General features: G+C 54.2%; 22 protein-coding genes and 5 pseudogenes. 14 read left to right on the top strand and 13 right to left on the bottom strand.

What is annotated here, in order from left to right; genetic code table 11:
• Positions 1–351 precede the first annotated feature (351 nt).
• Positions 352–1,287, top strand: coding sequence for a helix-turn-helix domain-containing protein (locus P406_RS11980; protein WP_024642033.1), 936 nt, complete (start codon positions 352–354; stop codon positions 1,285–1,287).
• An 889-nt stretch (positions 1,288–2,176) separates the two neighbouring features.
• Here P406_RS11980 and tnpC read toward each other — a convergent pair.
• The 3 genes and pseudogenes from tnpC to P406_RS11960 form a co-directional block, all read right to left on the bottom strand.
• Positions 2,177–2,719: pseudogene (gene tnpC / locus P406_RS11975) on the bottom strand (IS66 family transposase); the annotation flags it as partial.
• 170 nt (positions 2,720–2,889) lie between these two features.
• Positions 2,890–3,360, bottom strand: a complete 471-nt coding sequence (locus P406_RS29955; RefSeq protein ID WP_024642036.1) for a methyl-accepting chemotaxis protein — start codon at positions 3,358–3,360, stop codon at positions 2,890–2,892.
• A complete protein-coding gene (locus P406_RS11960) occupies positions 3,357–3,899 on the bottom strand; it encodes a hypothetical protein (RefSeq protein WP_046236266.1) in 543 nt (180 codons plus the stop codon). Before P406_RS11960 ends, P406_RS29955 begins: the two co-directional genes overlap by 4 nt.
• A 503-nt stretch (positions 3,900–4,402) precedes the next feature.
• Here P406_RS11960 and P406_RS11955 point away from each other — a divergent pair.
• On the top strand, positions 4,403–4,888 hold the full coding sequence (locus P406_RS11955) for a hypothetical protein (RefSeq protein WP_024642038.1): 486 nt from the start codon (positions 4,403–4,405) through the stop codon (positions 4,886–4,888).
• A gap of 357 nt (positions 4,889–5,245) precedes the next feature.
• On the opposite strand, the gene P406_RS27605 is transcribed toward P406_RS11955, so the two are convergent.
• Together P406_RS27605 and P406_RS11945 are read right to left on the bottom strand one after the other, a co-directional pair.
• Positions 5,246–6,214 (bottom strand): alpha/beta hydrolase, encoded by a 969-nt coding sequence (locus tag P406_RS27605; protein ID WP_050594029.1) that lies wholly within the window; start codon positions 6,212–6,214, stop codon positions 5,246–5,248.
• A 12-nt stretch (positions 6,215–6,226) separates the two neighbouring features.
• On the bottom strand, positions 6,227–6,745 hold the full coding sequence (locus P406_RS11945; RefSeq protein WP_046236265.1) for a phenolic acid decarboxylase: 519 nt from the start codon (positions 6,743–6,745) through the stop codon (positions 6,227–6,229).
• Positions 6,746–6,866: 121 nt separating this feature from the next.
• Here P406_RS11945 and P406_RS11940 point away from each other — a divergent pair, with 121 nt between their 5' ends.
• Entirely contained in the window at positions 6,867–7,772 is a 906-nt protein-coding gene (locus tag P406_RS11940) for a LysR substrate-binding domain-containing protein (protein ID WP_024642041.1), read from the top strand.
• A 346-nt stretch (positions 7,773–8,118) separates the two neighbouring features.
• Positions 8,119–10,107 (top strand): putative bifunctional diguanylate cyclase/phosphodiesterase, encoded by a 1,989-nt coding sequence (locus P406_RS11935; protein ID WP_024660464.1) that lies wholly within the window; start codon positions 8,119–8,121, stop codon positions 10,105–10,107.
• Between the two features lie 100 nt (positions 10,108–10,207).
• Here P406_RS11935 and P406_RS11930 read toward each other — a convergent pair.
• Positions 10,208–10,339: pseudogene (locus P406_RS11930) on the bottom strand (tyrosine-type recombinase/integrase); the annotation flags it as partial.
• Between the two features lie 150 nt (positions 10,340–10,489).
• Complete coding sequence (locus tag P406_RS11925) at positions 10,490–11,509, bottom strand: sensor histidine kinase (RefSeq protein ID WP_197709712.1); 1,020 nt, start codon at positions 11,507–11,509, stop codon at positions 10,490–10,492.
• A 557-nt stretch (positions 11,510–12,066) separates the two neighbouring features.
• On the opposite strand from P406_RS11925, the gene P406_RS29840 reads away from it, so the two are divergent.
• The 5 genes and pseudogenes from P406_RS29840 (at position 12,067) to P406_RS11905 (ending at position 16,587) form a co-directional block, all read left to right on the top strand.
• Entirely contained in the window at positions 12,067–13,260 is a 1,194-nt protein-coding gene (locus P406_RS29840) for a PAS domain-containing protein (protein ID WP_225650022.1), read from the top strand.
• A gap of 177 nt (positions 13,261–13,437) precedes the next feature.
• Positions 13,438–14,133, top strand: coding sequence for a response regulator (locus P406_RS29835; protein WP_235203229.1), 696 nt, complete (start codon positions 13,438–13,440; stop codon positions 14,131–14,133).
• Positions 14,087–14,491: a response regulator gene (locus P406_RS27600; RefSeq protein WP_024642044.1), complete on the top strand. Its 405-nt coding sequence runs from the start codon at positions 14,087–14,089 to the stop codon at positions 14,489–14,491. The genes P406_RS29835 and P406_RS27600 overlap by 47 nt, the downstream gene beginning before the upstream one ends.
• Positions 14,492–14,957: 466 nt before the next feature.
• Positions 14,958–15,109 (top strand): annotated as a pseudogene (locus P406_RS27595) (IS66 family transposase); the annotation flags it as partial.
• Positions 15,110–15,792: 683 nt separating this feature from the next.
• Entirely contained in the window at positions 15,793–16,587 is a 795-nt protein-coding gene (locus P406_RS11905; RefSeq protein ID WP_024642046.1) for an SDR family NAD(P)-dependent oxidoreductase, read from the top strand.
• 105 nt (positions 16,588–16,692) lie between these two features.
• Here the strand turns inward: P406_RS11905 and P406_RS29830 are convergent, their stop codons facing one another.
• From P406_RS29830 to P406_RS11895, 3 genes are all read right to left on the bottom strand, one after another.
• Positions 16,693–16,845 carry a hypothetical protein gene (locus P406_RS29830; protein WP_225650026.1) on the bottom strand — a complete coding sequence of 51 codons (153 nt, stop codon included), beginning with the start codon at positions 16,843–16,845 and terminating at the stop codon, positions 16,693–16,695.
• Positions 16,808–17,275 carry a carboxymuconolactone decarboxylase family protein gene (locus P406_RS11900; protein WP_225650028.1) on the bottom strand — a complete coding sequence of 156 codons (468 nt, stop codon included), beginning with the start codon at positions 17,273–17,275 and terminating at the stop codon, positions 16,808–16,810. Before P406_RS11900 ends, P406_RS29830 begins: the two co-directional genes overlap by 38 nt.
• Positions 17,276–17,395: 120 nt before the next feature.
• Positions 17,396–18,763: an MFS transporter gene (locus tag P406_RS11895; protein WP_046236264.1), complete on the bottom strand. Its 1,368-nt coding sequence runs from the start codon at positions 18,761–18,763 to the stop codon at positions 17,396–17,398.
• Between the two features lie 98 nt (positions 18,764–18,861).
• On the opposite strand from P406_RS11895, the gene P406_RS11890 reads away from it, so the two are divergent.
• Positions 18,862–19,731 (top strand): LysR family transcriptional regulator, encoded by an 870-nt coding sequence (locus P406_RS11890; RefSeq protein WP_225651242.1) that lies wholly within the window; start codon positions 18,862–18,864, stop codon positions 19,729–19,731.
• 45 nt (positions 19,732–19,776) lie between these two features.
• Here P406_RS11890 and P406_RS11885 read toward each other — a convergent pair whose 3' ends face one another.
• Together P406_RS11885 and P406_RS11880 are read right to left on the bottom strand one after the other, a co-directional pair.
• Complete coding sequence (locus tag P406_RS11885; protein ID WP_024642048.1) at positions 19,777–20,130, bottom strand: putative quinol monooxygenase; 354 nt, start codon at positions 20,128–20,130, stop codon at positions 19,777–19,779.
• Between the two features lie 87 nt (positions 20,131–20,217).
• Positions 20,218–20,415, bottom strand: a complete 198-nt coding sequence (locus P406_RS11880) for a tautomerase family protein (protein ID WP_024642049.1) — start codon at positions 20,413–20,415, stop codon at positions 20,218–20,220.
• A 259-nt stretch (positions 20,416–20,674) separates the two neighbouring features.
• Here P406_RS11880 and salA point away from each other — a divergent pair, with 259 nt between their 5' ends.
• The 4 genes and pseudogenes from salA to P406_RS27585 form a co-directional block, all read left to right on the top strand.
• Entirely contained in the window at positions 20,675–21,964 is a 1,290-nt protein-coding gene (gene salA, locus P406_RS11875; protein ID WP_046236263.1) for a salicylate 1-monooxygenase, read from the top strand.
• 599 nt (positions 21,965–22,563) lie between these two features.
• On the top strand, positions 22,564–23,385 hold the full coding sequence (locus P406_RS11870) for a C58 family peptidase (protein WP_024660461.1): 822 nt from the start codon (positions 22,564–22,566) through the stop codon (positions 23,383–23,385).
• Positions 23,386–23,459: 74 nt separating this feature from the next.
• Positions 23,460–23,597 (top strand): annotated as a pseudogene (locus P406_RS29825) (helix-turn-helix domain-containing protein); the annotation flags it as partial.
• Between the two features lie 143 nt (positions 23,598–23,740).
• Positions 23,741–23,959: pseudogene (locus P406_RS27585) on the top strand (type II toxin-antitoxin system RelE/ParE family toxin); the annotation flags it as partial.
• A 145-nt stretch (positions 23,960–24,104) separates the two neighbouring features.
• Here P406_RS27585 and P406_RS11860 read toward each other — a convergent pair.
• Entirely contained in the window at positions 24,105–25,352 is a 1,248-nt protein-coding gene (locus P406_RS11860) for a hypothetical protein (protein ID WP_046236261.1), read from the bottom strand.
• Between the last annotated feature and the right edge of the window lie 464 nt (positions 25,353–25,816).

Below are 25,816 nucleotides of genomic sequence, written 5' to 3'. Positions count from 1 at the left end.
GAACACGGTGTGGAGTAAAAGTTATCTAGGGGCGATGAGATGCGCTTGGCTCGAATGGACAACCGTTTGGTTAGGAAGGACAGCCACAAAAAGGGCTGGGAACTCTGATGTGCAGTTATGGTGCGGGATGCTGCGACGAGGAGCCTGTTTGTCTCAAGATATGGCACCGGGATCGCTTTGGCGTATTAGGAGGATCTCCCTAAACAGCCCTCTAGCTCGGGCGTGTAAGGTGTTGGCCAGTGGTCTGTACACCCACATTCGCAAGTGAGGAGAAGGATGGCCTGCTTATTGCTGAGCTTGCTGGCAACCGGTACTACCGCCGTTTTGTTTAACCGCAGCGAGGTGAAAGCGATGAGCCAGACCAGTCAGTACTCGACCCTAGCGGTCACCGCGCCACGTCGTTTTGAGTACTGGAAAGAAGTGGTCTGTCATCACTGTCTGGAGGCAGACAGCAAATCGTTGGCGCAAAGTGATTTTGATGGTGCACTGGAGGTTCACAGCATGGGGGCGTTGGACATCTGCACGTTGTCCGCCCCCCTGCACTATTGGGAGAGGTCCGCCCAGCACCTGCGCAATGATCCCAACGATGATCTGTGGCTGGGTTTCACTCGGCGTGGTTATGGTGAACTGGAACAGGGAGAGCGTAAGGCAAAGCTGGTGGGGGACAGTTTGTTTCTTTATGACGCATCTCAGGCATTCCGTTTCAGTCTGGGGGGGGCCGAAAACCACCTGGTGCGCATTCCCCGGCAGTTGCTTAGCCAGCAATTGCCCAATATAGCAGAGTGCACCGCGGTGGTCCTCGATGATCGTCGCCCAGGGGTTACCCCGTTACGGGAGATGTTACGTCAAGCAGCGAGTCCCACTTCTAGCCTCCAAGATACGGGAATATCCAGCCGTTACTCCAACATGCTGCTCGAGCTGCTAGTGATTAGCCTGGAACTCCAGGACTTGAAGAACACGCACGAAGAGCTGGATCTGTATGGGCGGATCATGAATTATATCCATCAGTATCTGACCGAGCCGGACCTATCGCTTGAGCGCATTGCTCAAGCCCATCATGTCTCTACTCGGACCGTCACGCGCGCTTTCGCCAGGTATCAGAAATCTCCGGTCGCGGAGATCTGGAAGGAAAGGCTGCTTGCCAGTCGGGATGCCCTGGAGCGAGGTCAGGTGCGTAGTATTTCCCAGGCGGCACTAGATTTCGGTTTCTCTGATTTTTCCCATTTCAGCCATGCGTTTCGCAAGGCATTCGGTTGTGCTCCCCATACGCTTTTGCGTCGAGCTTGAAACAGACCGCATTCACCAAGCCTGAAACCAATCCTTGAAGCCATAGGATCAACACCAAGGGATTGAGGAATGCGCTCTTGGTGCAAATATTCAATGGGGCGCTTTTAGCCCTTGGATGTGCTTTGGGTAGAAACAACTATCAATCAACCCTGACTTATTCTATTGACCACGCCTGCTGCGTGGACTGCCAGGTGAGGAGGGCTACGCGGATGACAGGCTGGTGGGTTTCAGGACGCAATGGCAGGCTTAGCAGTTTCCGGTGCGACTGCAGGAGCGCTTGGCCAAGCTCGGTCTATACCTCAATGCCTCGAAGATTCGGCTGATCGAGTTTGGTCGTTTCGCTGCGGGAAATCGTAGGAAGCGGGGGCTACGCAAACCGGAGACGTTGGCCTTCCTGGGCTTTTCGCACTGACGTACTAGGCCGCTTCACAGCGGCAAGAAATGAGTACATAGTTAAGTACATCAGCAAAAGACTACGCTTTGAAATCTAAGCTTTTCAGACAGCTGGAGAACAAATTATGATCTCGTCCGCTGCGCCATATTTGCTTCCACTAAGGCCTACTGAACGCCTGGAAGCCACGGAAAAAGCGGCCTTGTGCCGCTTTTTTCGTTTTCTGAGTTTTACTGAATCTATCTCCAGCAACGGCTTTAAGTACTTATTTAAGTACACCGCTGGCACAGGCTTTTATCATGTCTCGCCCATCAATTTTCGTATAGGTTCATCTACTGTGGGGTTGTGCCCCCCTCCTAAACCGGGTCCTTCAGCACCAAAGTGATGAAGTGCTCAATCTTTCGCGAACCGATGCAAGTTGCGTAATTTCTTTGTACGAGGTGCCTGAGTCTTAACTCCGTCGCAAACGTATGCGTCTGGCCATCACGCCTTGCGTGATTAAATCGGTTGCCACTTATGCGGCAGCAACTGATCGATTTCACTCGCCCGCTGCGTCGGCAGGCGTGTGAGAACATCCTTCAGATATGCATACGGATCATGACCATTCAGGCGCGCAGACTGGATCAAACTCATGATCGCTGCCGCCCGTTTGCCGCTGCGTAACGACCCCGCAAAGAGCCAGTTCTTGCGTCCAAGAGCCCATGGTCGGATCTGGTTCTCTGCCCAGTTGTTGTCTATGGGTACAGCCCCGTCATCGAGGTAGCGCGACAGCGCTGCCCAGCGTTTGAGGCTGTAATCGAGCGCTCTGCTGATGGCCGAGCCTTCGGGCACCAGGTCACTCTGGGCGATCATCCAAGCGTGCAGCATGTTCATCACCGGTACAGCTTTTTCTTGCCGTATTCGGCGCCGTAAATCCGGCTCCAGATCGCGAACTTCGCTTTCGATTTCGTACAGCAACTGGATATAACGCAGGGCTTGCTCCGCAAGCGTGCTTTTATTCGTAGAGTGCAGTTCAAAGAACTTACGTCGCGCATGACAGATCTTGGATGTTCACTAGGTTGCGGTCTACTTCACAGGCTACCTGAGCCTGTTCCTCAGCAGCGCTGACAATCACCAAGTTGCGCTCGTTGATCTGGTTAACGCCTTCGCTGATCCGTTCAAGAGCTAGCCCTGCTTCCGTCGCTAACGCCTGGGTGCTTTGCACGATAGTCCTACATGGCATGCACCGCTTCGTCGACTCCGTTACGAATCCGATCGATCATGGCTTCAATTTCACCTGTTGAAGATTGGGTACGATGAGCCAACGCGCGAACTTCATCGGCCACAACTGCAAAATCTCGGCCTTGCTCACCTGTCCTAGCGGCCGCGATCGCAGCGTTCAGGGCTAGCAGGTTGGTCTGCTCGGCAATGCCACGAATGACCTCCAGAGCCTTGGTGATGTCATGAATCTGTCCAGCGAAGGCCTCCACGCGCTGGGTGGAGTCTGTAATTTCAACGGTTACAGTGTTGATGGCCGTCACGGCCTGCTGCACCTGTTTCTGGCCCTTTGAGGCGTCTTCAGCCGTCTGACTTATGAGCGGCTGTTGTCTGAGCGTCAGGGGATTTAGTGGGGGGTTGCAAGGTATGGAGACGACGAGCGCATCGGAGCCACCGGCGCCGGCAGTGTGCGTAAGGTCCCTCATGGAATACCCGGCCCTGCAGGTCGACCTGCTGCGTACTCGCTGGCCACCCATTCCCAATACTTGCGGATTGAGGTTTCAACCTCTGATTCCCGCACTAGATGCTGCCAGCGCAACGCCTCTTCATTCAGATCTTGAAGGCTGGCGAGCTGATCGAGCAGTTGCGCACCCGCAGCGCCGAACCGCGAACGCGCCTTATCCCAAAAGCCGTAGGACAACTCGTATTCGGTCAGCGGCACGATCGGGAGTCGATGGTTCTGCCAAAGGTGCCAGAGCAGCCCCAAGCCTACACCTTGGCGCTGATGCACGACCTCGACCTTGTTGATATACATCCGATCGCGCAACGCATTGACTGAGTAATCGACATGGCCAAGTCGTTGATTGTCTCGCTCGGCCACCAGGTAGGTCTGAGTCCCTGGAAAGGGAAACTCACCGCGTTGCGACGCGGCGCTGTGGTGAGTGCGCACCGAGATTGTCGACAGACGTTTTGTCAAGCGATCAGCCGCTCTACGTTGAAGGAAATACCGGATCGGATCAAACATAGCTACAAGCCGCCTCTGCGAGGGAGACTAACGATAACGTATTTCTTATACTGGTAATAAGCGACAAGTGCTCGATCCGTCGTAGTGAGCGGGGAAGTCCAGAGACGTCAGGTGGACCATAATCTCCGACTTCCAGAGGTCAATGTTTTACCGTCGCGTGGTAGAAACGGCCTGGATGCTGCATGCGTGGTGGCCGTTTATCAAGCAGCCGAGACTGCGGCGGGCTCTAGCAGCTTGGCGCGCATTAAATGAATGCGGGCCCGCTCGAATTTACCGGCGCGCTCCAGCTCGGCGGCCATCTCCAGATCTCAGTCCACCAGTGCCCGAAGTTTGGTTACTGGGTTGGTCTGGGTCTGTCCTAACCAAGCAGCCGCTCATGCCGGAATTTAGGAAAATCGTCACGTAGAATCCGCTCAAAGGCACCCCAAGCTCTGACGTCTATGTCGGAGTAGCCCAGCAAAAGGATTCGATATCCGCATCCGCCAAAACCAAGGAACCCGTTCATGAAATCCCGACTTTCTTTCAGTTCATCCTTTCTGATTATGTTGTCGCTGACAGGATGCGCAGCGAATATGGATGCTCCAAAGCACGATCAGTCTGGGGAAAGCGCACTTTACGGCAGTTGGCATGTTACAGGCGTAGCGATATCAGGCTCTGGCGTGCAGGCACTGGCAGATGATGATCCCAGCTTTATGGGGCGACATCTCAGTTTCAATCACGACCAGCTTGCATGGAAGGCGTCAACAGACTTGACGGAAGATGTGTGCAAGGCGCCGATTTTTCATAAGCTTCCGGCGATGAGTGGAACAGAACCGGAGCCGCAACTTCGTAAGCTTGGCATCGAAAAAGCCGTACGCTATAGCGTTGAATGCAAATCTGGAAGCTGGGGTCCTTTCGATAAAGAAACTCCGGTATTTTTTCTAGCCAAAAACGGGTCGTTAGCTCTTTCCTGGTATGACGGCGGCTTGCTGAAGCTCGTGCGAGACTGAGCTCGGAAAGGAGCCATGAGCTACCCACACAAGCAGTGGTAAAGACCAGATTTAATCGGAGCAATTTGGTTTCCACTACGAGTACCTCCACATCATCAAAGCATTGAATGATGTGGAGGGGTTGGACACACTGCTCCTACATGGGCCCCTGGGAACTTTGCTGCAAAAATCGAAGGCAGAGAATTCTGCTTGAGCGTTGCTCAGCTTGAGAAATTTCATCCAGAACAGTGATAATCCACTACGCTACAGAACTGACGAGGAATTGAGTCAGACGACGAGTAGGAACATATATGCCCTATGTACTTGCCGCTGACGCACGGGAAGTAGATCTGAGCATCCCTAACTCAATTAGAGATATCAAACTCGAGGATTCATATGTGGACCCAAGCATCGTGAAAACCAGAATGCGATAGTCTGCATGGCGTCTTCAACCACATCGAGGACACCCCCCATTTCGATGAAGCCGTGCACTTGCCCTGGGTAATGGCGGTGCAGCACCTCCACACCGGACGTGGCCAAACGATTTGCATAGGCAAAGTCTTCGTCTCGTAGGGGGTCAAAACCTCCGGTGATTATTAGCGCAGGTGGTAGATTGGAATGATCTGAGGCAAGAAGCGGGGAAGCTCGCCAATCAAGGCAAGCGCTTGGGTCAGGTAGGTAGCTGGAGACCATTGTCCTCATTGCCCGTCCCCCCAGAGGTGGAGTTTCAGCTTGTTCGATTCGAGATAAGCGTTGCTCGCCTTCCAAACTATTGTCGACGCCAGGATAGATGAGCACTTGGCAACGTAATTGGGGGCCTGGTACTTCTCGATGGGCGAGGCACGCCACTGCAGACAGGCCACCCCCGGCGCTGTCTCCGATAATACCGATACTACTACTGTCAAGTCCCAATTTTTCGGCGTTATCAAGTATCCAACGACTGGCAGCAATTGCGTCTTGAGGGCCAGCCGGGAAAGGATGCTCCGGCGCAAGCCGATAATCTACGGCTACCACAATACAGCCACACGTGTCGGCAAGCCGGCGACAAACCTTGTCATGGGTGTCAAGGCTGCCGATGACCCAACCGCCGCCATGAAGGTAGATCAATCCGCTTTGAGGATCGCTATCCACTCCTAACGGCCTGTATACACGAATAGGTATTTCTCCGGCTGGACCCGGAACAGATAGATCATTCACTTCCGCCATCGGGCGGCCCTTACCCCCCAATTTTTCGCCAATCGCGTCATAAAAGGGCCGCATCTGCTGAGGGCTCATATTATCAAGCGAAGGGCCACCAGACTTCGCCATAGCGGCCAACACCTTCTCCAGCTGAGGATCCATTAACATACTCACTCCTTCTCAGTTCCGCCGCTGAGCGTAACCATCTGGCAAATCTGACGGCGCGCAGGCGATCACGCTTTCATTATCCTGACCGCGGTCCTCGATAAACGTAACTGGAGCGAATTCGTCGATTACCAGTTTGGGATAGGTGGGTCCCGCATCGCGATATTGATGCATCAAATCAAGGTTTGCGTTCTGATAACAGACGGTTTTAACTGGATCCAAGCCTATCCAACGCGGGAAAAAGATGATGCCGTGCAAATGCTTCTCCGCGAAATTGATCGCGACGCTTACCGTTGTTCCAGTAGGCTCATCCCAGGAAATTTTGCACACATCGTCGCTGAGCCGAACGATATGAGCTAGCTGATCACGAACCCATCGCCCACCGACCATGCCGCTGTGGATACGGTAATCGATGGTGCGAGCATTCTTCAGGTACATTTCATACTGCCAACCGTTTTCGTAGGTATAGATGAAATGCTTCCCCAGAAAACGAGTGAGCTGCTCGGGCTTGGTGGACTCAAATAAATCGGCCATTGGATAGCTCCATGGTTAAAGCTGGCTTGGCGTTTGACGAAAGCCATATTAAAAATCATCCACGCTATTCACCAGTACTTTGTTTCTCTAGACTGATACTTTTCAGGTATGGGTGTGTGGCATGGAACTGCGTCATCTCCGCTATTTTGTGGCTGTTGCAGAGACAGGGGGCTTCACTGCCGCTGCCAAACGCCTGCACACGGTCCAACCTTCCCTAAGTCGACAGATCCGTGACCTTGAGGCTTACGTTAATACGGAGCTGTTTGAGCGCAATAGCCGACACGTCAAACTGACTGCTGCGGGCCGAGTTTTCTTGGACGAGGCTCGCTTGACTTTGGCACAGGCTGATCGTGCTGTAGAGCGCGCACGGGAGGTGTCGAATAGCCAAGCTTCTCGCTTGACACTGGGGTTCGTGCTAGGAGTCGAGGTAGAACTGTTAAACCATGTACTTAATGCTGTTCACGAAAAAATAGAAAATGTCGAACTAGGTATGCAGAGCCTATCTTCTCCGGCCCTTATCGCAAAACTTAAGGAAAGGCAGATCGATGCCGCGTTTATCCGTCCTTCACCCCAGGCGGCTGGGCTCAAAATCCAGATACTAAGGCGTGAAAAACTCATCGTCGCAATGCCTAAGGGTCACCCTCTGGCGACGGAGAGCAGCATTCAGCTCAATCAACTACTAGGTGAACCATTTATAAGAGTTTCGCGTGAGCTCTCCCCGGTACTTCATGATGTCATTGAAGCGTTCACCAGCCTGCACGGCGTCGAGCTACACAACGTTTATCATTCAGAAAATCTTATGATGGCCCTCTCTCTGATCAACTCAGTCGGTGGCATCTGTCTACTACCAGAGTATTCAGTCCAATTATTCCCTCAAGGAGTAGTAGCACGATCGCTCGTCGAAGAGTCGCCATCAATTGAACTTGCCTTAGCGTGGCACCCGGAGAATCGGTCTTCCACATTAGATATGTTCCTGAAAGCTTTCCAAACTCAGGCTACACCAGTGCCATCCAAAAAACAGGGCTGATCTGTAGAAACAACCGCCAAAATACTCTGTAGTCACTTAACCGCCACCTGGCACGTGTAGATGCATGGCATTGAGGTAACCGGTTGCATAGGATCGGCAAGATCACCGGTGCAAGGGCAGGTAACGCACCTTGCCGCCCTTGCCGTGAACCTTCAGGCGCTGGATTCCGCAGCGTTCCTGAGTGTCGCTCACCTGCAGCAGCTGATCATCAAACAGGTCCGCTTTTACAAAAAATGACCTCGGAAACCACCACTGGGCAGATTTCAGTGGCTCGACATCTGCAGCAAGGTAGAATGGTGGCTTATAGCCATAACAAGGCCTTACTAGTGCATGCTGTGGAATTTCTATGTTAGACGCTAGCCTGATTGACCGAGAACTCGAGAAAAAAACCAGCGCTGCACGTTTCTCTGAGCAGTTGGAACTACGTTATCAGAGCGATATCCATACTACCCGCCGGCACCACCTGATCCTGTGCTTGATCTTGGGAAGTTTCACATTCAGTAGTTTTTCACTATGGATAGTGATCATAAATCCGAAGGAGCTGGCATCAGCAATTTTGCAGATGGTCGGAACATGCGTACCAAGCACTCTGCTGGGGGTGTTGCTTCTAAAAAGGTTATCGGAGCGCTGGAGAGAGTACGTCTCCATGTTGCCTTCATACACCGGATTTATAATTGCTTACAACGTAGTAATTAACGGTGAGCAACCTGTTTCGGGTGAGCAGTCACTGTTCATGTTTTGTTGGCCGCTGATGCTTATTTATGTTAACACGTGCATGAAAAGTCCTTTCAATGTTGCCTTGGCCTATAACATATTTTGCTTGACCATCACAGCTTGGGGTGTGCATATAGCCCCGATTTCCCTGAGCGCTGGCGGCCTGATAATAACCGCTATAGGCTCCTCATCCTTTTTCTCATTGCTTGGCAACTACTGGTCCAACGCCGAGGCCAGGCGAAGTTACCTATATTGGCTGCGCGAAGAAACCAGAGCCTCTACTCTCACCGATGCCAATAGTGACTTGCAGCGTCTTTCAGAGACCGACGCGCTGACCGGTCTGGCTAACCGTAGGCACATCCAACCGCAACTGGACGCACTTACGACAAATCATTTGGATGGACAGTCCGAGGGTGCGGTACTTTTGATCGATATAGACCATTTCAAACGCTTTAACGACCATTATGGACATCTCATCGGCGATGAGTGCTTGAGAGCTGTTGCCACTGCTCTAGGCAGTTGCTTCATTTCGCCTTGTGCCGTAGCACGATTCGGCGGTGAAGAGTTCATTGCCGTTTTGCCAGATACCTCCCATGATGAAGCCCGCAGGATCGCTCACCACGTATTGCAAACCATACGTGAACTAAACGTCGCCCACCTAGGACGCACAGACGGCATCTCGATTATCACTGTCAGCATCGGGTTAGCGCACAGTGCGAGTAGTGAGTTAACCGATAGTACCTCACTCTTGGATCAGGCTGACAAAGCGCTGTATCGAGCTAAAAGAGGTGGCCGCAATCGTCTAGAGGATACAGGATTTATATTTCCACAAAACGATGAGTCGCTTCTGAGATTGGAGGATATCCGAGAGGCCTTAGCAACAGACCAATTTGACTTGCACTTCCAACCGCTGTATCAACTAGAACCTTATCAGCTCAATGGCTATGAGAGCCTTATTCGCTGGCAGCATCCCAAGCTCGGAAATGTGCCACCTGATTTATTCATCGCAATGGCAGAACGTAGTGAGCTGATTAATGATGTAGGTGACTGGGTTTTGGATAAAGCCTGTGAACAGGCCAGCCGCTGGCATGACGCTGTAAACATATCAGTAAACCTTTCACCTATACAGCTTGCCAACACCGATTTTCCAATGAAAGTGGCAGGTGCATTACTTAAGCATGGTCTCGCGGGGCATCGCCTAATATTGGAAATAACCGAAGGAGTTCCTCTCCGTATAAATGATCAACTATTGAGTACAGTTTCAGGTCTCAGCAACCTGGGCGTACGACTGGCTCTGGATGACTTCGGTCAAGGTCATGCCAATCTAGCTTATCTCCTGAAACTTCCATTCCATTCTTTGAAGGTTGACCGTCAGGTACTGAGAATTGAAGACAAATCCCAACGCGAGCAGGTATTGCTGGCCCTTTTGAAACTAGGGCATGCCTTTGGTCTCAAGGTGTTGGCGGAAGGCGTTGAGACCGCTCAGGATCTCGAATTACTGCGTAATATAGGCTATGACCATGCTCAAGGCTATTATCTTGGACGTCCTCAACCGGATACATTTTCTTGTAACTCATTGCCCCCCGTACAATCGCTGGCTCCCATTGTCAGCTTCATATAGTTTCGGGTAACTGACTGGACTTGCCATTGAGGTTATCGGTCAATTTTATTGGAAATAGGATTTCTCGAATGCGAGGGCCTTGGTCAATGAAGCCCTTCTATTAATACTTTACTTTATAGGTGGGTGAGTCCTCAGGTCTATTTTCTCCCCGATCGTATATCCTCGTCGTGCTGATGTTGGCATGGCCCAGCCAAGCCTGGATCTTGGCGATATCCGCCTCGTGCTCTAGGGCATATGCGAGCAGGCTGCGCTCGATAATTACATGATTTCTTTGCTGAAGAATTACTGCTAACACCATCGCGCGATTTTTTGAAAATCGTGAACCATTGTTTGATGGTTCGGCATAGAAAGTCTGAGGCAACCCGGCAGAACCTCGGAATAATCAAGCAGAGAATTCCAGGGTAAAGCGTGAGCCAGAAAGAGCATTTTCCCACTGAGGTTCACCTCCCAGCTGCCTGCTCAAGCGAGAGATGAGTTTCATGCCCAAGCTAGCGGGTTTCGTCTGCTGCCAACCCTCAGGTAACCCCGGGCCACGATCACGAACTTCCAATCGTAGACGATCGCCGTTGGGCTTGATGCTGATGCTTACATCGCCTGGTTTCTGTGGAGAGGCGTATTTCACTGCATTGGTGACCAGTTCGTTCACCAGCAGGCCTAGAGGAATCGCGTCATCTGTGGGAATCATTACAGGAGGAGCTTCGTATGTCAGGATTTTGGTCGACGCGGAGCTGCTGAATTTCTCGCAAAGTTCCCTCAGAAAATCCTCCAGGTTCAGGCTTCGCACTTCGCCCGTTTGCCACAAACGGTCATGCAGTTGCGCATTGGTCAATACCCGCGTTTCTGCATCGTCGAGTGCCTGTCGAAGGTCTGCGGACGGTGAGCTGTTGCTCTGCACGCGCAGCAAACCCGCCACAATTGCCAAGCTGTTCTTGACCCTATGACTGACCTCCTGCGTCAACACATGCTGGTATTCAAGGGCTTGTCGTAATTGCTCTTCGTTAGCCCGCAGTGCGTCTTCATAGCTCTGACGTTGCAACGCAACGCCTAGGAGATTGGCAAAGGCCTGCATAAATGCCAGATCGGCTTCGGTGAATCGGCCATCGAGCGGACTGTCCACTTCGAGTACGCCATAGGGCTCATCCGCGACTAGTAAAACCACATTGATCGCCCGCTTCACGTTATGGTCAGCCAGGATTCGTGGTGTGCGGAAACGCGCTTCTGCCTGCAGGTGGTTGGAAATGACCGCTCGTCTCGTCTGAAAAGCGAAACCCGCCGGGCTTTCTAGATCGGCTCCTGCGCGTGCATGCCCTACGTATCCAGGTTTCCAGCCCACACCGGCGATCATTAAAAAGTCGCCCTCTTGCGGCTGAAAGGCCATGACCTTGCAGAGCAGGGTGGACATGCCTTCTGCACAAACGGGTAGCCTCCTGAAGCAACAGCCCTGCCTCGTGGGTTTTCAAGGCGAGCAGTCCAAAATCTGCCGTCAGCTGCTGTTGACGGAGTCGGTAAGCCAACTCTTCGGCGTTGGCCGCTCCTTGCTCGGGGGGGGACGGGCGCAGCATTGTAATGATCAGCGGACATTAATGACCTCTATGACGGGGGGCCTTCGTTTTGATTGAGAGCCTTTGTCATGGCCGTCCAGATCCGTCCTGGGAGTTAGCAGTGAAGCCTGACGAATACGAGGGATTTTAAAGGGATGCGCTTGGGCCGTAAATCCAGGCAAATAGGTTTTACCCGAACCCTGGCGTCTAGAATGGGTCTGACTAGCAGATATTCGTTTACCCTATACCTTCTCGGCGCCTGTACTACGCGGACGCACCGCTGCGTAGCCTATGCTCGTAATGCCACCCTACCTCTTTGGATTAAGCCGGTATGTTCATACCCCCTGCTGATGAATTCGTTTCTTCCTCAAGGGGAAAGCTGACTTCGGACGCTCTACCCATGATCGGTGGGGGCCAAATGGGTGACCTGGTGCGAGGAACCGATTGGTCTCTAACTCCTCTGGGCGCTTACAACAGCTGGCCAGCCTCTATGCGCACGGCACTGTCGCTGGTGTTGAACGCCAAAGGCATCGCTGCATTATATTGGGGAGAACGGCAGTGGCTTCTGTACAACGATGCCTATGGTCTCGCGTTGGGGGATCGGCATCCTTCGGCTTTCGGACAGCCTATGCCTGACGTCCTGACGGACATTGGCCCCGTCCTCGGTCCTCAAGTTGCCGAAGTGCTGAGGACTGGTAAAGGGTTTGCCATCGAGAAGTTGTCCATGACCATGAACCGGCATGGCCATGATGAGGAGACCGTCTGGACCTACAGCTTTTCCCCCATACAGGGCGAGAGCGGTGGTTTTGCCGGCGTCCTGCTCCTTGCTACCGAAATGACTCAGCAGATCCTGGCCGATCGTGAAAGGGATAAAGCCGAAGGAGATCGCGCGCAGGCGGTTGTACAGCTGAAGGAGCTGAATGCTCGGCTCGAAGCTGAGGTGACTCGGCGCACCGAGGATCGAAACAGGCTGTGGTTACTGTCTTCCGACATCATGATTCGGTGCACATTTGAAGGGTTGATCACCGCTGTCAACCCCGCGTGGACTGTTTTGTTAGGTTGGCAGACGGATGAGTTGATTGGTCGGACCATTTTCGAACTGATTCACCCCGAGGACCTGGACCATACAATCAAAGCAGTAAACATGTCGGCTAGTGGACATGCTTACAATCGCTTCCGTCACAGGGACGGCAGTTACCGAAGGATTTCATGGTCGACCCAGCCGGATGACCAGCAAATTAACGCGGTAGGACGTGATTTCACGGCTGAGTATGACGCCGCGCAGGCTCTGGCTAAAGCAGAAGAAGCATTGCGCCAATCTCAGAAACTCGAGGCCATTGGTCAGCTCACTGGCGGTGTAGCCCACGACTTTAACAACCTGTTAACAGTGATCAAATCCTCTACGGATATGCTCAAACGGCCGGACATTGCCGATGAGCGTCGGGCTCGGTATGTGTCCGTTATCTCGGACACCGTTGAGCGGGCGGCGAAAGTAACTTCACAGCTTTTGGCTTTTGCCAGGCGTCAAGCATTGAAGCCCTCAGTGTTTGTCGCCTGCGACAGCGTAAAAGCCTTGGCAGGGATAATAAGTACCATGGTGGGTCTCAAGTAGAGATCAGTCTTGATCTCCCTGAGCAAAATCATTTTATCCGTGCCGACACCAATCAGTTTGATACCGCATTGGTGAACATGGCTCTCAATGCACGGGATGCCATGCAAGGCCAGGGGCGTCTCACGTTGCGAGTCCAGGCTGCAAAGCAATTGCCTGCCGTGCGATCGCATCCTGCCATTGCTGGCGATTACGTTGCTGTCTCGATCAGTGACACCGGCTCCGGTATCCCCCCCAGAAAATCTGGAACAGATCTTTGAGCCGTTCTACACCACCAAGAGCGTAGGCAAAGGGACCGGGCTTGGACTGTCCCAGGTTTTTGGTTTCGCGAAACAATCGGGCGGCGAAATCGTGGTGACAAGCACGATCGGTCAAGGCAGCACATTTACTCTGTATTTGCCTCGCGTATTCCAGCCGGCTGAAACCTTAAACGCTCCTACTCCTGTTGCGCTCATTAACGGACATGGGACAAGCGTATTGGTGGTAGAGGACAACATTGATATAGGTATCTTCACAGTCCAATCGCTCACTGACCTCGGTTATGCTACCTTCCTGGCTCACGACGCCCAGGAGGCACTTGCCGAATTAGCAAAGGATGCTCGCCGATTTGATATCGTGTTTTCTGACGTGGTCATGCCAGGCAAGAGCGGAATCGATTTAGGCCAGGAAATTCAACGGTTGTACTCAGATTTGCCGGTGGTACTGGCTACAGCCATGTACTTGCGCAGAATGGCGCAACAGGTTTTAAGCTTGTGCATAAGCCCTACTCTGTTGAGCAGCTATCGAGCGTGCTTCAACAGGTGCTCAGCGCGACAAAGCAAGGAACGCAATGCCCATAATTTCGGTTTCATCGACGGAAGAGCCCGTCAGTGGTAGCGTGGTGATTGTCGAAGACGATCCCTTGATGCATCGGTTGATCGTGGAAATCTTTACTGACCTTGGTGCTGACTCCATTGGATTTTTCAGCGCTGACGAAGCCTTGATGCACCTCCTGCAGTCCAAAATCCCCTGTGCATTGCTGATCACCGATTCTACTCTGCCAGGTCAGCTTTATGGCAAGGAACTCGCGATGATGGTGCATCAGCGCTGGCCAAGTACCCCGATTATAGTGACCACCGGCTACGGAACGGAGGTGAGCCGTGACCTGCCTGCCGGAGTCGCATTCCTGCAAAAGCCTTGGAGTTTGGATCAGCTGGTGCAGACAGCCAGGCACATGCTCAAAAACGGCCACTAATCGCAGCTAGATATTTAGGGACTTACGTTAAACCCCGCTATGAATATTTAAGCACGGCAACGCGCGAGATAATCTATTGCGCAGAACCGCTGAATACTTAAGCGGTGTGGTGTTTTACCTCAAAGGGCTAGCGAGTGCAGATCATGTGCTGCGGTGGTGTAACCGTCCACCTGTTAGCCCAAATGATAGGAGAAGCCCGTGGTCTGCCGCTTGCTCAACTCCAGATATGAACCCCGACGTATGATTCGAGCGATAGGGCTGCCCCTGGAGTTGCAGTAGGGTCTACAGACGGCGATTGGCAGGGTACGAGCGAAACTTTCCCATTCTTGAACAATGGGTTTGATGTTTTCGATCAAGAAATCGGACAAGCGCATAGCCGTCTCCCTGTAATTAGGCCAAGCGCCTAGACTGGCGCACTGATCGCTTAGTAAAACATCAATCAAATGAGTGGGGAAATCAACGTCGTCGACACGAAAAGATCTTCGGCCGTGTCGGCCTGGCCATACCGCGCTCGACACTGGCGCAGTGGGAGGGTCAAACCGGCGTGCAGTTGCAGCCTCTGGTCGATGCGCTGCGCGAAGTGGTGCTGGCCCAGCGCGTGGTCACGCCGATGAAACGCAGAATGAAAGCACTGACAGCCTTCAATTTTGAACAGGGCTTTGTCACGGCCTCTTTAAACATCCATATCTCGGCGCAGGATCAACCACACCTGATGGCGATCCAGACGTTCTATCAGACCGGCGCCGAGCTTTGCTTTCGAAGAGCCGAAACATGTTGTGTCGGGCCCGACCACGACCTGCTTCACCAAGTCCGGCCCCCCATCATCTTGTGATGCAGTCGGCCGGATCGAACAGCACCCATTCGTCTTCGCCCATCATCTGGATTTCCCGCAGCGAGCCGTTCGTAAACTCCAGTCGGTATTCCCTCAGATACAGGCGCTTTCTGCTCTACAGGGACCACCATGTTAAAGAGTGTATAAAGCGCCAGGTACGGTAAGCGCGGATCTCTCTTTGCGGCCAATACAGAAACGTTGCCATTGCCGGGCCAGGACAGACACCCGCTGTTCTCTAGCCAACGCCGAACAGCGCGAAGCGGCTTGGTTGTTGGCTGCGACAGCTTGATTCACTAGTGTTTGGCGGCCAAGCTTCGTTTCAACACCTTTCGACAGTTTTGCGCTTTCTTCCGAGGAGGCTGGACCCGCCGAATTTCTTATGTCGGTTGCGACAGTATTAATTCTCTAAATTCAGCTGTGGAAGCTTTAACAGGATGGGGCAATCCCAACCGGACGCGATGGAGTAAAGATGAAAATTCAATTGGATACCAAGCGTGCGCTGGTCACCGGTTCAACCGGTGGCATAGGTTTCGCGATTGCCAAGGGCCTTGCCGAAGCAGGCGCCGAGGTGGTGATCAATGGCCGGAGTGAAGGCTCTGTAAAAGATGCAGTCGCCAGACTGGCGAGCGCTGTGCCGGGCGCGACCATTAGCGGCGTGGCCGCTGATCTGAGCGCTGCGAGCGGTGTCGAAACGCTGCTTCAGGGTGCAGGACATATCAACATCCTAGTCAATAACGCGGGGATCTATGGCACCCAGGATTTCATTGAGACCGAAGATGAAGTGTGGGACGCCTACTGGCAGACCAACGTCATGTCAGGCGTACGCCTGAGCCGCGCACTGCTGCCGGTTATGGTGGAAAAGAACTGGGCAAGGGTGGTGTTCGTGGCCTCTGAGTCTGCGCGCAACATCCCGGCGGACATGATTCACTACGGCGTTTCCAAAACCGCGCAGCTAGGATTGGCCCGAGGCCTGGCCAAGCGTGTTGCCGGCAGTGGTGTGACCGTCAACAGTGTTCTACTGGGGCCGACACTCTCCGATGGCGTCGCAGCCATGATGCAAAGCGAAGTGGAGCGTACGGGCAAGTCGCTTGATGAGGTTGCTAGGGAATTCATTCAGAAGCACCGGCCAAGTTCGATCATTCAGCGGGCTGCCACCGTGGAAGAGGTCGCCAACATGGTCGTTTATGTGTGCTCGCCTCAGGCTTCTGCAACCACGGGAGCAGCGTTGAGGGTGGACGGCGGTGTGGTTGACGACATTGTGTGATTGATCACGGTCGGGGCAGACCTGTACCGGGCAGGTCCAGTTGCGACGGCCAGTACCCTGTCGCCAAATGGCGAAAGGGTCGGGGCGATGGCGCGGGTGTGGCCATCAACCTTTGATCCAGCTGCCATCCTTCTGCGCATCGATCTCGATGTCGAAAGTCTGGAGATAGACAGATACCATCCGGTAGTAACCGATGACGATGACTGCGTCGCTCAACTCCTCAAGCGAGAAGTGCTGCTGCGCGTGCTTGAACAGCACGCCCGGTGCCTTGCCCTTCGAGAATGGCTTGTCCGAAACGAAGCAGTACGCGTTCGTCTTCTTTGAGCGCGGCGGAATCATCGAGACGGCCTTCTGCAATGGCGACGAACTGATCCGGCCGAACGCCTGCCACCTGAGCGATGGAAACATGCTGCTCCCACTCGTAAGCGACGTCTTCATGGGCAGCCACCAGCAATACCAACAATTCCTTGTGATAATCGGAGATCGTCAGATCCCTGAAGATGGCGTTGGTCAGATCAATGACCGGTATAAATGCCCCTGCGCTGTAACCCAGCATCCGGAAGAAGTTAACTTTTGTCGGCAGGCTTTCAAACTTTTCCCTGACCGGTTCAGGCAGTGTCGAAAAGTCGGGATACTCAATCCGGACTTTGGAACTTATGTTTTCAATGGATACGTCGGGCTTGCTCATGGGGCACTCCTGGAGCGTTGATTAATAGTGTGCGGTTGTGCGGTGTGGTGGCTCCCGCGATGCGGCAGTGGTTGTTGCGGGAACCTTGAAGTTCCACGGACGAATCAATCGCCGAGATATTCACGTAGCGACGGGTAGCCGGGACGAGCGGGTTACCCAATGGCTCACAGCAAGGCAGAACAGCAGCGCCAGTGCGCAAACGATCATTGCCCTGGACAAACCGTGAGAAAACGCAGCGGGCTCGGTGCTGGTAATCATCGCTCCGAACACTGCCACGCCGACGACTCCTCCCAGCTGCCGCGCAGAGGCCATCAGGCCGGAGGCCATGCCGGCATCGGCCCGGGAGACAGACGACAACATTGAGTTGGTGATGGACGGCACTGATGCGGCGCTGCCTATACCCACGACCATCAAGGCAATGTTCAAGTACAACAACGATGAATCGGGTGTGACCCTGGACAGCGCCAGAAAGCCCAGTACCTGAATCAGGAAGCCTGCGGTAATGATCCGCGTCGCACCCACCCGTTTGGCTATACGCGACGAAATCATGGTGGAGACGGTCAGCACTGCCGTTAGCGGTATGAACGCAATCCCCGTTCTGAAGGCGTCGTAGTGCAGAAACGACTGGAAGTAGATGCTGAATACGAACACCGTCCCATAGAACGTGAGGTTGATAGCGGCTCCGGCCAGAGCGGTGGTTGCCAACACCCGGTTGCTGGCCAGCCGTTTTGGTAGCAATGGGTGTTTTAGCCGACGCTCGATCATTACAAATGCGATCGCGCACAGCACTGCAAGTCCCATGGCCGAAAAAGTCTCGATGCCCCAGCCCTGTCCGCTCAGCTCGGTCAGCCCGTAGGTTAGCGATGCCAGGCACATGGCAATGCTGATCTGTCCCGGAACATCCACTTGCCGTTCAATGCGCGGCGATGGCGGGGCGTAATGCATGACCAGTCCGATCGCCAGAATCCCGATGGGTACGTTGATCCAGAAAACGCTGCGCCAGCCCAGGTATTCGATCAAAAGGCCGCCCATCACCGGGCCCGCAGCCAGGGCAATACCTCCACAGGCACCCCACATCGCGACTGCAGACCTGCGTTTATCGGGGTCTTCAAATGTCAGCCGTATGAGCGTCAGGGACGTCGGGACCAACAACGCCGCGCCGACACCCTGAACGATCCGCATGCCGATGAGCATGCTCATGTTGTTCGACAGGCCACAGCCGATGGAGGCAATCGTGAAAATCGCAAACCCCGAGGCGAATACGGTTCTGGCGCCGAACGTGTCGCCCCAGGCACCGCCAAGAATCAACAGTGCCGAGAACGCCAGAGCGTAACTGTTGATGACCCACTGCAGGCCCGTGAGGTTTGTATCGAAAGCGGATTTCAGCGCGCCCAACCCGACGTTTACGACGCTGACATCAAGCTGGACCACGAGGAATCCGAGGCAGGCTGCGATCTGAATGGCAGCCAGGGATGAGGTTTTTGACATGGTTTCTATCGTCACAATGCTGAGGCAGTGGATGGAAAGTATCGGTTGGCAGTCAATGCGTAAATACTAAACTCCGCTGACCATCAATGCATATTTGCATGGCTTATGAACTGGGAAGATCTTCAATTTTTTCTGACGATTGCGCGGTCGGGCAGTTTGTAGGGCGCGGCGCGTGTCTTGGGTGTCAACCAAGCTACCGTCAGTCGTCGACTGGCCTCGCTGGAGCAGCACTGAATGTTCGGCTGGTGGACAGACTTGCGCGCGAGTCCCGCCTGACAGGGGTAGGGCAACAAATATTGCAGGATGCGCTGGACATTGAAGCGAAGTCTTTTGCCATTGAACGCAGGTGCCTGGCCTCCAGCACAACTGTCAGAGCAAAGGTCTCCATCACTGCGCCGCCGATACTAGCCAGACATTTCCTGGCCCCACATGTGGCTGCACTGGCGCGCCTGCACCCGCTCGTTCAGCTGAGTATTCTCAGTGAACCTCACGTGGCCTCGCTGTCGCGCCTTGAAGCAGACCTCGCGTTGCGACTGGCGCTACCGATCGAAGACACAGACATCATCAAGAAGGTAGGGCAGATGCGGTTCGCCCTGTATGCCGGTTGCGATTATCCCCATGCACAAGATGCCGAGCAGTGGGAGTTCATTGGCTATACCAATAGGCAAGCAGACTTCGCCCATAAAAGATGGCTGTACGAAGTCATTGGCTCCAAGCGTTTGGCCTGCGAACTGGCGGATCTGAGCCACCAGTACGAGGCCGCCTGCACCGGCATCGCCGTGGCAGGAATACCGTGCTTTCTCGGGGACGCCGACCCACGTCTTACCCGACTGGAGAGCAGCATCCCTATGCTTGACCTAGACATCTGGGTCGCCATGCACCCGGACAGTCGCGGCGACCCGGTGGTCCGTCATATCTCGCAGACCATTGCACAATTACTCGAATCCGCCGGCCTTGGGCTGCCTTGAACACAGCCTCTGCGTCCGGAATAGAGTGCGCGTCATCCAATCCTTTTAACGGCTGAAGCCGTCAAACGGCGTCATGTACACAGCGCCAAACGGATCCAGGCGTTTACGGATCTCGGCGTCAGGCGTGCCGTACACGATGAGGCTGGTGATGGTGCACAACTCCAGAAAGCGCGCGCCGAACGGGGCGAAGGTTGTGTCCACATGGCTGACGACGGACTCCACCTTGTAGCGCTCAAGGATGTGGGCGACGCTCTGGTCTTCGTTCACGCTGTACTCGTAAACCAGCGTGTCAGGTTCTTGCTTGGTGGCCTCGACGATGCGTGCAATCAGAGCTTTGAACTCCGGAAAGTCGCCAGGCTTGATGGCCAGGGTGAACTGGCAGGAAATATAAGGATGCATTGGGAGGATCTTCCGTCGAAGAGCGTGCGTGACGCCTGGGAGGATGCATCGCTGGCTTAGCCGATGCACTGAGTACGCTGTAACAGATCAGGGTTTGGCAGGCGCCTCACCAAACAACTTGCCGGCACCTGCCCAGTCGGACGGTGCTACGTCTTCGAAGATAACGTAGATGTATTCGGCGGGGGTGCCGGTGTTTTTCACGATACTTTCAGTGATCTCGGCGGCAACAGTGGCTTTCTGACCGTGCTCTTTTCCTTCAAACCAGCTAACGCGTACGACGGGCATGATGTTTTCCTTTTGGGTATTGAAAAGGCCCGAGGCTCGGGCCATCAGATGAGCCCATGCTAGTGTAGATCACACTAGTGATAAACCGCCTGAAACTATAAAGTGGGTAGCGTTAATCTCTACAATTGCAGGGCTTAAGGCCCAAGCCAGAGCCGCTATTCATGCTGGTGATAGATTTTATGCATGTTACGCCATTTATCAATAACCCTGGGTATGGGCATGATCGGGACATTCCAAAAACAAAACGCAGGTCCCTCCCATGAGCAGTATTCAATCAAGACTACAGATCGCAATCGTCGGTGGCGGTATTGCAGGCGTCGCGCTTGCGCTGGATTTGTGCCGCCATCCTCATCTCGATATTCAGCTGCTCGAAGCCGCCCCCGCATTCGGTGAAGTCGGGGCAGGGGTGTCGTTTGGCGCCAACGCCGTGCGTGCCGTCGAAGGGTTGGGCATCGGTGAGCCCTATCGGCGCATTGCCGACCGTACCCCTGAACCCTGGCAGGACATCTGGTTCGAGTGGCGTCGTGGCGAGGACGCCGGTTATCTGGGTGCAAGCGTCGCGCCGGGCGTGGGTCAGTCGTCAGTTCACAGAGCCGACTTTCTGGACGCTCTTGCGTGCCAGCTTCCGGCCGGCATCGCCTGTTTCGATAAGCGTGCGGTCGAGGTTGAAGAACTCGCCGAGCGCGTTCGAATCCGGTTCACCGACGGAACTGAACACGCGTGTGATCTGCTAATCGCAGCGGACGGCATCAAGTCCTCGATCCGCGATCATGTCCTGCGAGGTCTGGGCCAGCCTGCTGTGGCTCCCCGGTTCAGTGGCACCTGCGCCTATCGTGGAATGATCGACAGCGAGACCCTCAGGGCGGCTTACCGCGCCAATGGCATTGACGAACATTTGATCAATGTTCCGCAGATGTACCTGGGCCTGGACGGCCACATCCTCACCTTTCCAATCAAGCAGGGCCGGCTGACCAACGTGGTGGCCTTTATTTCAGATCGCAGCGTTCCCGAGCCGCAATGGCCCCGGGACAAACCCTGGGTGAAAGACACGACCCAAGCCGAGATGCTCGACGCGTTTTCGGACTGGGGAGACGCGGTCCGGGTTCTGCTGGAGTGCATTACTGCACCGACCCTCTGGGCGCTCCATGACCTGGCAGAGCTGCCCGGTTATGTCCACGCTCGCGTGGGCCTGATCGGTGACGCTGCCCACGCCATGCTGCCTCATCAAGGCGCCGGAGCCGGTCAAGGTCTCGAAGATGCCTCGCTGCTCGCGCGGTTACTGGCAGATCCTCAGGTGAACACCGGCAGCGTCCAGCGCGTGCTTGAGGTTTACGACGAAGTACGCAGGCCGCGCGCGTGCAGGGTTCAGCGTACGTCCTGGGAAGCCGGTGAATTGTATGAGTGGCGTGATCGCGAGGTCGGCGCCGCCCCATCCCTGCTGTCGAAAACCCTCGCCAACCGATTCGACTGGCCCTGGCATCACGACCTGGAAAACGACCTGGCGAGCGCTCGTGCTCAACTCGGATGGCAACCCGCCGCCGTTCGCTGATAACCCCGGTCCCGGGGCCAATTGCTCACATTCAATTATAAAAAAGGAGCCACCTCATGGCTGTCGGTATTGCAAACAGGGGAGCCTAGAGAATTCGGAAAAAATCGTACGCTAAGGTTTCCGACTTGTCGTAACGCCTGAACTTACGCTCTTCCAGCTCTGCCGTTAGACGTAATCGCCGGTCAGGTTCACGTGCTTCCAACCCAACGGCGACAGGTACTGATACAGGTCGGGGTTGTAAGCCGGAATCCCAGAAATTCCCGTCACCCAGTTCCAAGTCCAGCCATGAGTACATCCAAGCGGCGGTCTCGACGGGGGCGACAGACCTTATGCATAGGAATTTAAAAATGCCTATGCATCAAGATGGAACTTTTCCTTGCTCGTTGCCACACACTTTAATTTTGCAGGGTCAGTTACCCTGCAAGCCAGTAAGCGGAGAAAATCAGCATATGGTGGTTATCAACAGAGCAGGGGCATCTGGCGCTTATTTAGGTGGGTACACAGAGTCTGAGCGAGCGAGCGCTCGCGACTCGAGCAGCGCTAGACCCTCGAACAGTCCGCAGGTACCGCCTACTTCGACGGCTCCAGCCGGGCGTGAGATGCTTTTGCTACGGTCCACGGAGTTGTCGCGCCGAACCAGAGAGCGGCTCGAGCAGAGCTTTTCGACAGCGGAGGAAGACAAGCAGCAGGCTACTAGCATCGGTCAACGTGGCAGAACGAGGGTCAGGTTAGGGGCTGGTCTTCATCGGTTAGAAATACTTACTCACCAATCTGTTGAACGCGGCTGTTCATCGTCGAAGGCCTTGAGTAGTTCAGATGACGACGTGTCCTCTGCTGAGTCCTCTGAGGCGGATATCGACGCAGTATTTAACTATAGAATTGCAGCGTTGAATAATGCGAACGCTAGTCAATCTTGTATGGGCTTGGCAATCCAATGGTTGCGATTGCGTGATGAGGGGGAGGCGAGTTACAGAATGGAGGCGCTGGATCTTGACCATGCTTCGGACATCCAGAACCAATACAAAAATGCAGCAGGTTCAGTGAGCGGGTCGCGGGATCAGCGAGAAGCAGGTCGAATATCGGCGCGCAAAACCCTTTTGCGAAGTCAAGATTTGCAGCCTGTAGGTGAACCCTCGGTATTCCATGCGGATCGGCAATCGACCGCATTGCAAAAAATTGCGCGCGATGGTAGCGCCCATTTGATCAGCTTGTGCTTTGAAAACAATGGAAAGCGTGTAAGGCATGCCATCACTGCTTCCAGCTCCGAAGGCAGTGTGAACCTCTTTGATCCAAACTATGGCGAGTTCTCTACCACTTTACCGGAGTTGCCTTTGATGTTCCAGAATCTGATGACCAGATACGGCAGTCGACTGAATGGGCACCTGCAATTGGAGAGCATGGTTATTCAGCGTGTGGAGTGACGCTGCTCGATGTATAGGGATTTCAAAATTCCTATACAGTGCAGTCCGCCGAAAAAGGCATCCTGGTTAAGTAACGTGGAGCTTACCGGGCTCGCAAGAAGACCCTGTCCGACGAACAGGCGGTCGCAGTCCGGCAACTGGGCTTCCGGGAACCGAAAGCCCAGTTGGCCCGTGAGTTCGGTATAAGTAGGGAAGCCCTCTACCAATACCTGTCGCCGTTGGGTTGGGAGCACATCAACCTGACCGGCGATTACGTTTGGCGGCAGAGCCGCAAGCTGGAAGACGGTAAATTCAGGCCGTTACGACAGCTCGGAAAACCTTAGCGTACGATTTTTTCCGAATTCTCTAGGCTCCCCTTACCCGATTATACGAGTGTCTGGCCTCGGTGAATCAGCCTGCCGCCGCACGAACAGTGCAGCAACTTACCGCCGCACCTACCACGCTGCTGACCAATCCGCGCATTGGTCAGCGACTTGAAGAATTTGAACCGCGGGATGTACGCCGAATCCATGTTGGTCATTACGATATGCGCTGCGAGATAGTCGAATCGACTATCTCGCTGCTGCACCTGTGACACACCCGCGAAGACAGATAACTCCGCTAGCAAGCCGCTTCCCACGATCGGGCATAACGCCTCCTTTATAGCCTCAGCTTGATGCATAAGCATTTTAAAATGCCTGTACATCAAAAAGCGATCATTGGCAATGCGCGGACGATCGCTAGGCTTGGCAATGTGCCCGGAACATATCCTGTCCTTCCCGAATCCGCGCCACCAGTTCTTCGTTCGAGTAGCCGTCGAATTCGTTGGCATCAGGGGCCATGGATGGTGATAAACCTGCGGAAAGCAGCAGTTTGTTGAGGAGCAGGCAACCGAAAGTTCGTGCGTTGCCATCCATGAACACGTGCGCGCGCTCCAGGGTGGCGCACGTTCGTGCCACCACATGCAGTGCGGCCTCTGCGTTGGTAGTCCTTTTTATCTCGTGATAATGCGTTCGGAGCACATTTTGCACCAGCTTCGTAACCTCTTTGCGGCTTTTTCCCGGGCACGCCCAAGTAACCCCGGCGTTGCCGCGCTCTACCTCATCCCAGTCGATCGGACGATTATCCCTGCTTCGAAACTCAGCCCACCCGGCGAACCGGGACTGGAACTTTTGCAGGTCGCCGAGCCCGGCCGGAGTCAGATTCTTGGGGTGATCCAGGCCGAACTGGATCAGCTCGTTGTGTCGATACCCACCCGCCAATGGCATTAGGTGATGCGGCAAATGGTAGATTGCCGACGCTGCGCTACTGATCTTATCGCTGATATTGCTGCCAGGCGCGGTAAGGGCGGCGACTGCATTCACGGCTTCGTCGGCATCGACGCCGGACTGCCAAGGATGCATGACGCTGCGCTGGAACACGCCATTGACAGCGATGTCGTGCAAATTCTCCACCCAAGTAGCATCGATTTCGCCTTTTTTCCTGGACGAGGAACCCGCTTCCGAGTCGATGACGAATTTTAAGCCGCGCGACATACCACCCATGTAGCCGGGCTCGTTGTCAAATCGCATGCCGGATGCCGCACCGTGATCATTCCAACGCTCTTGCTCAATGCAAAATTTCCAGGTGTGGGCCACCGGGAAAGACTGAAAAGCCGGGTGTGTGCGCATCGAGTCGGCGAGCTCGGCTTCCCCTTGCAGTTTTTCCCTGACCGCATAAAGTCCGAATTGCAGAACGTTTTTCAAACCTATATCCATATTGTTCGCCCCGCGCCCGGTGCTAATAGCTTGCCTGAGCGCCTCTGCGGCCTCGATCGGCGACAGGTTTTCCGCGTTTGAAATCGAGGCGATATCGTCGATCACATGGGTCAGCAAGGCGCCAAATCCAGGTCCGTCCAACAGCTCGCGAATGCTCGAACCGTTGTCGAGCTCCGCTTTGAGCTGTTGCAGATGTTGAACAGCCTGTCCCTGCCAGAACCAATTTCTCAAAGCGCCAACTGACGCGCCGCCTGGGGGACTGAAAGCCCTGAGCCTGTCCAGCGATACGCGGGGAGAGGTTCTGTTGGAGGAGCGGCCAGATCGACTCAGCGGACTATCGGCAATCTCTTGCCTGGGGCTTTCCTGCCCTATCGAACTCCGATCTTCGTGGCGCTCGACAACATAGTTGTTCGCTCTGCCACTGGCACCCGTAACGTTGAAACATCCCATAGCATAGTTCTCTGTACAAGATAGTGGATATGCATTCAACGTCAGCGATAAGCTCTCGGATTGGCGTTGGCTCACTGCCGCTTTTAAAGGTTTTCAACCGCTAACGATGAAGTTACGCATACACCAAATTTTCATTAAAATGGCCGTATTGTGTGGCATCTGGGATGGATTCAGTTCCTTGCAAACGTAGGCCAACGCCAAAGTTTTTTAAACGTCGAAATCCCTATAAAACCTGCATTAATGCA

The sequence above is a fragment of the Pseudomonas syringae pv. coryli str. NCPPB 4273 genome (assembly GCF_000972175.1).
GTDB lineage: Bacteria > Pseudomonadota > Gammaproteobacteria > Pseudomonadales > Pseudomonadaceae > Aquipseudomonas > Aquipseudomonas syringae.
This window is presented reverse-complemented; position numbering and strand designations above follow the sequence as displayed.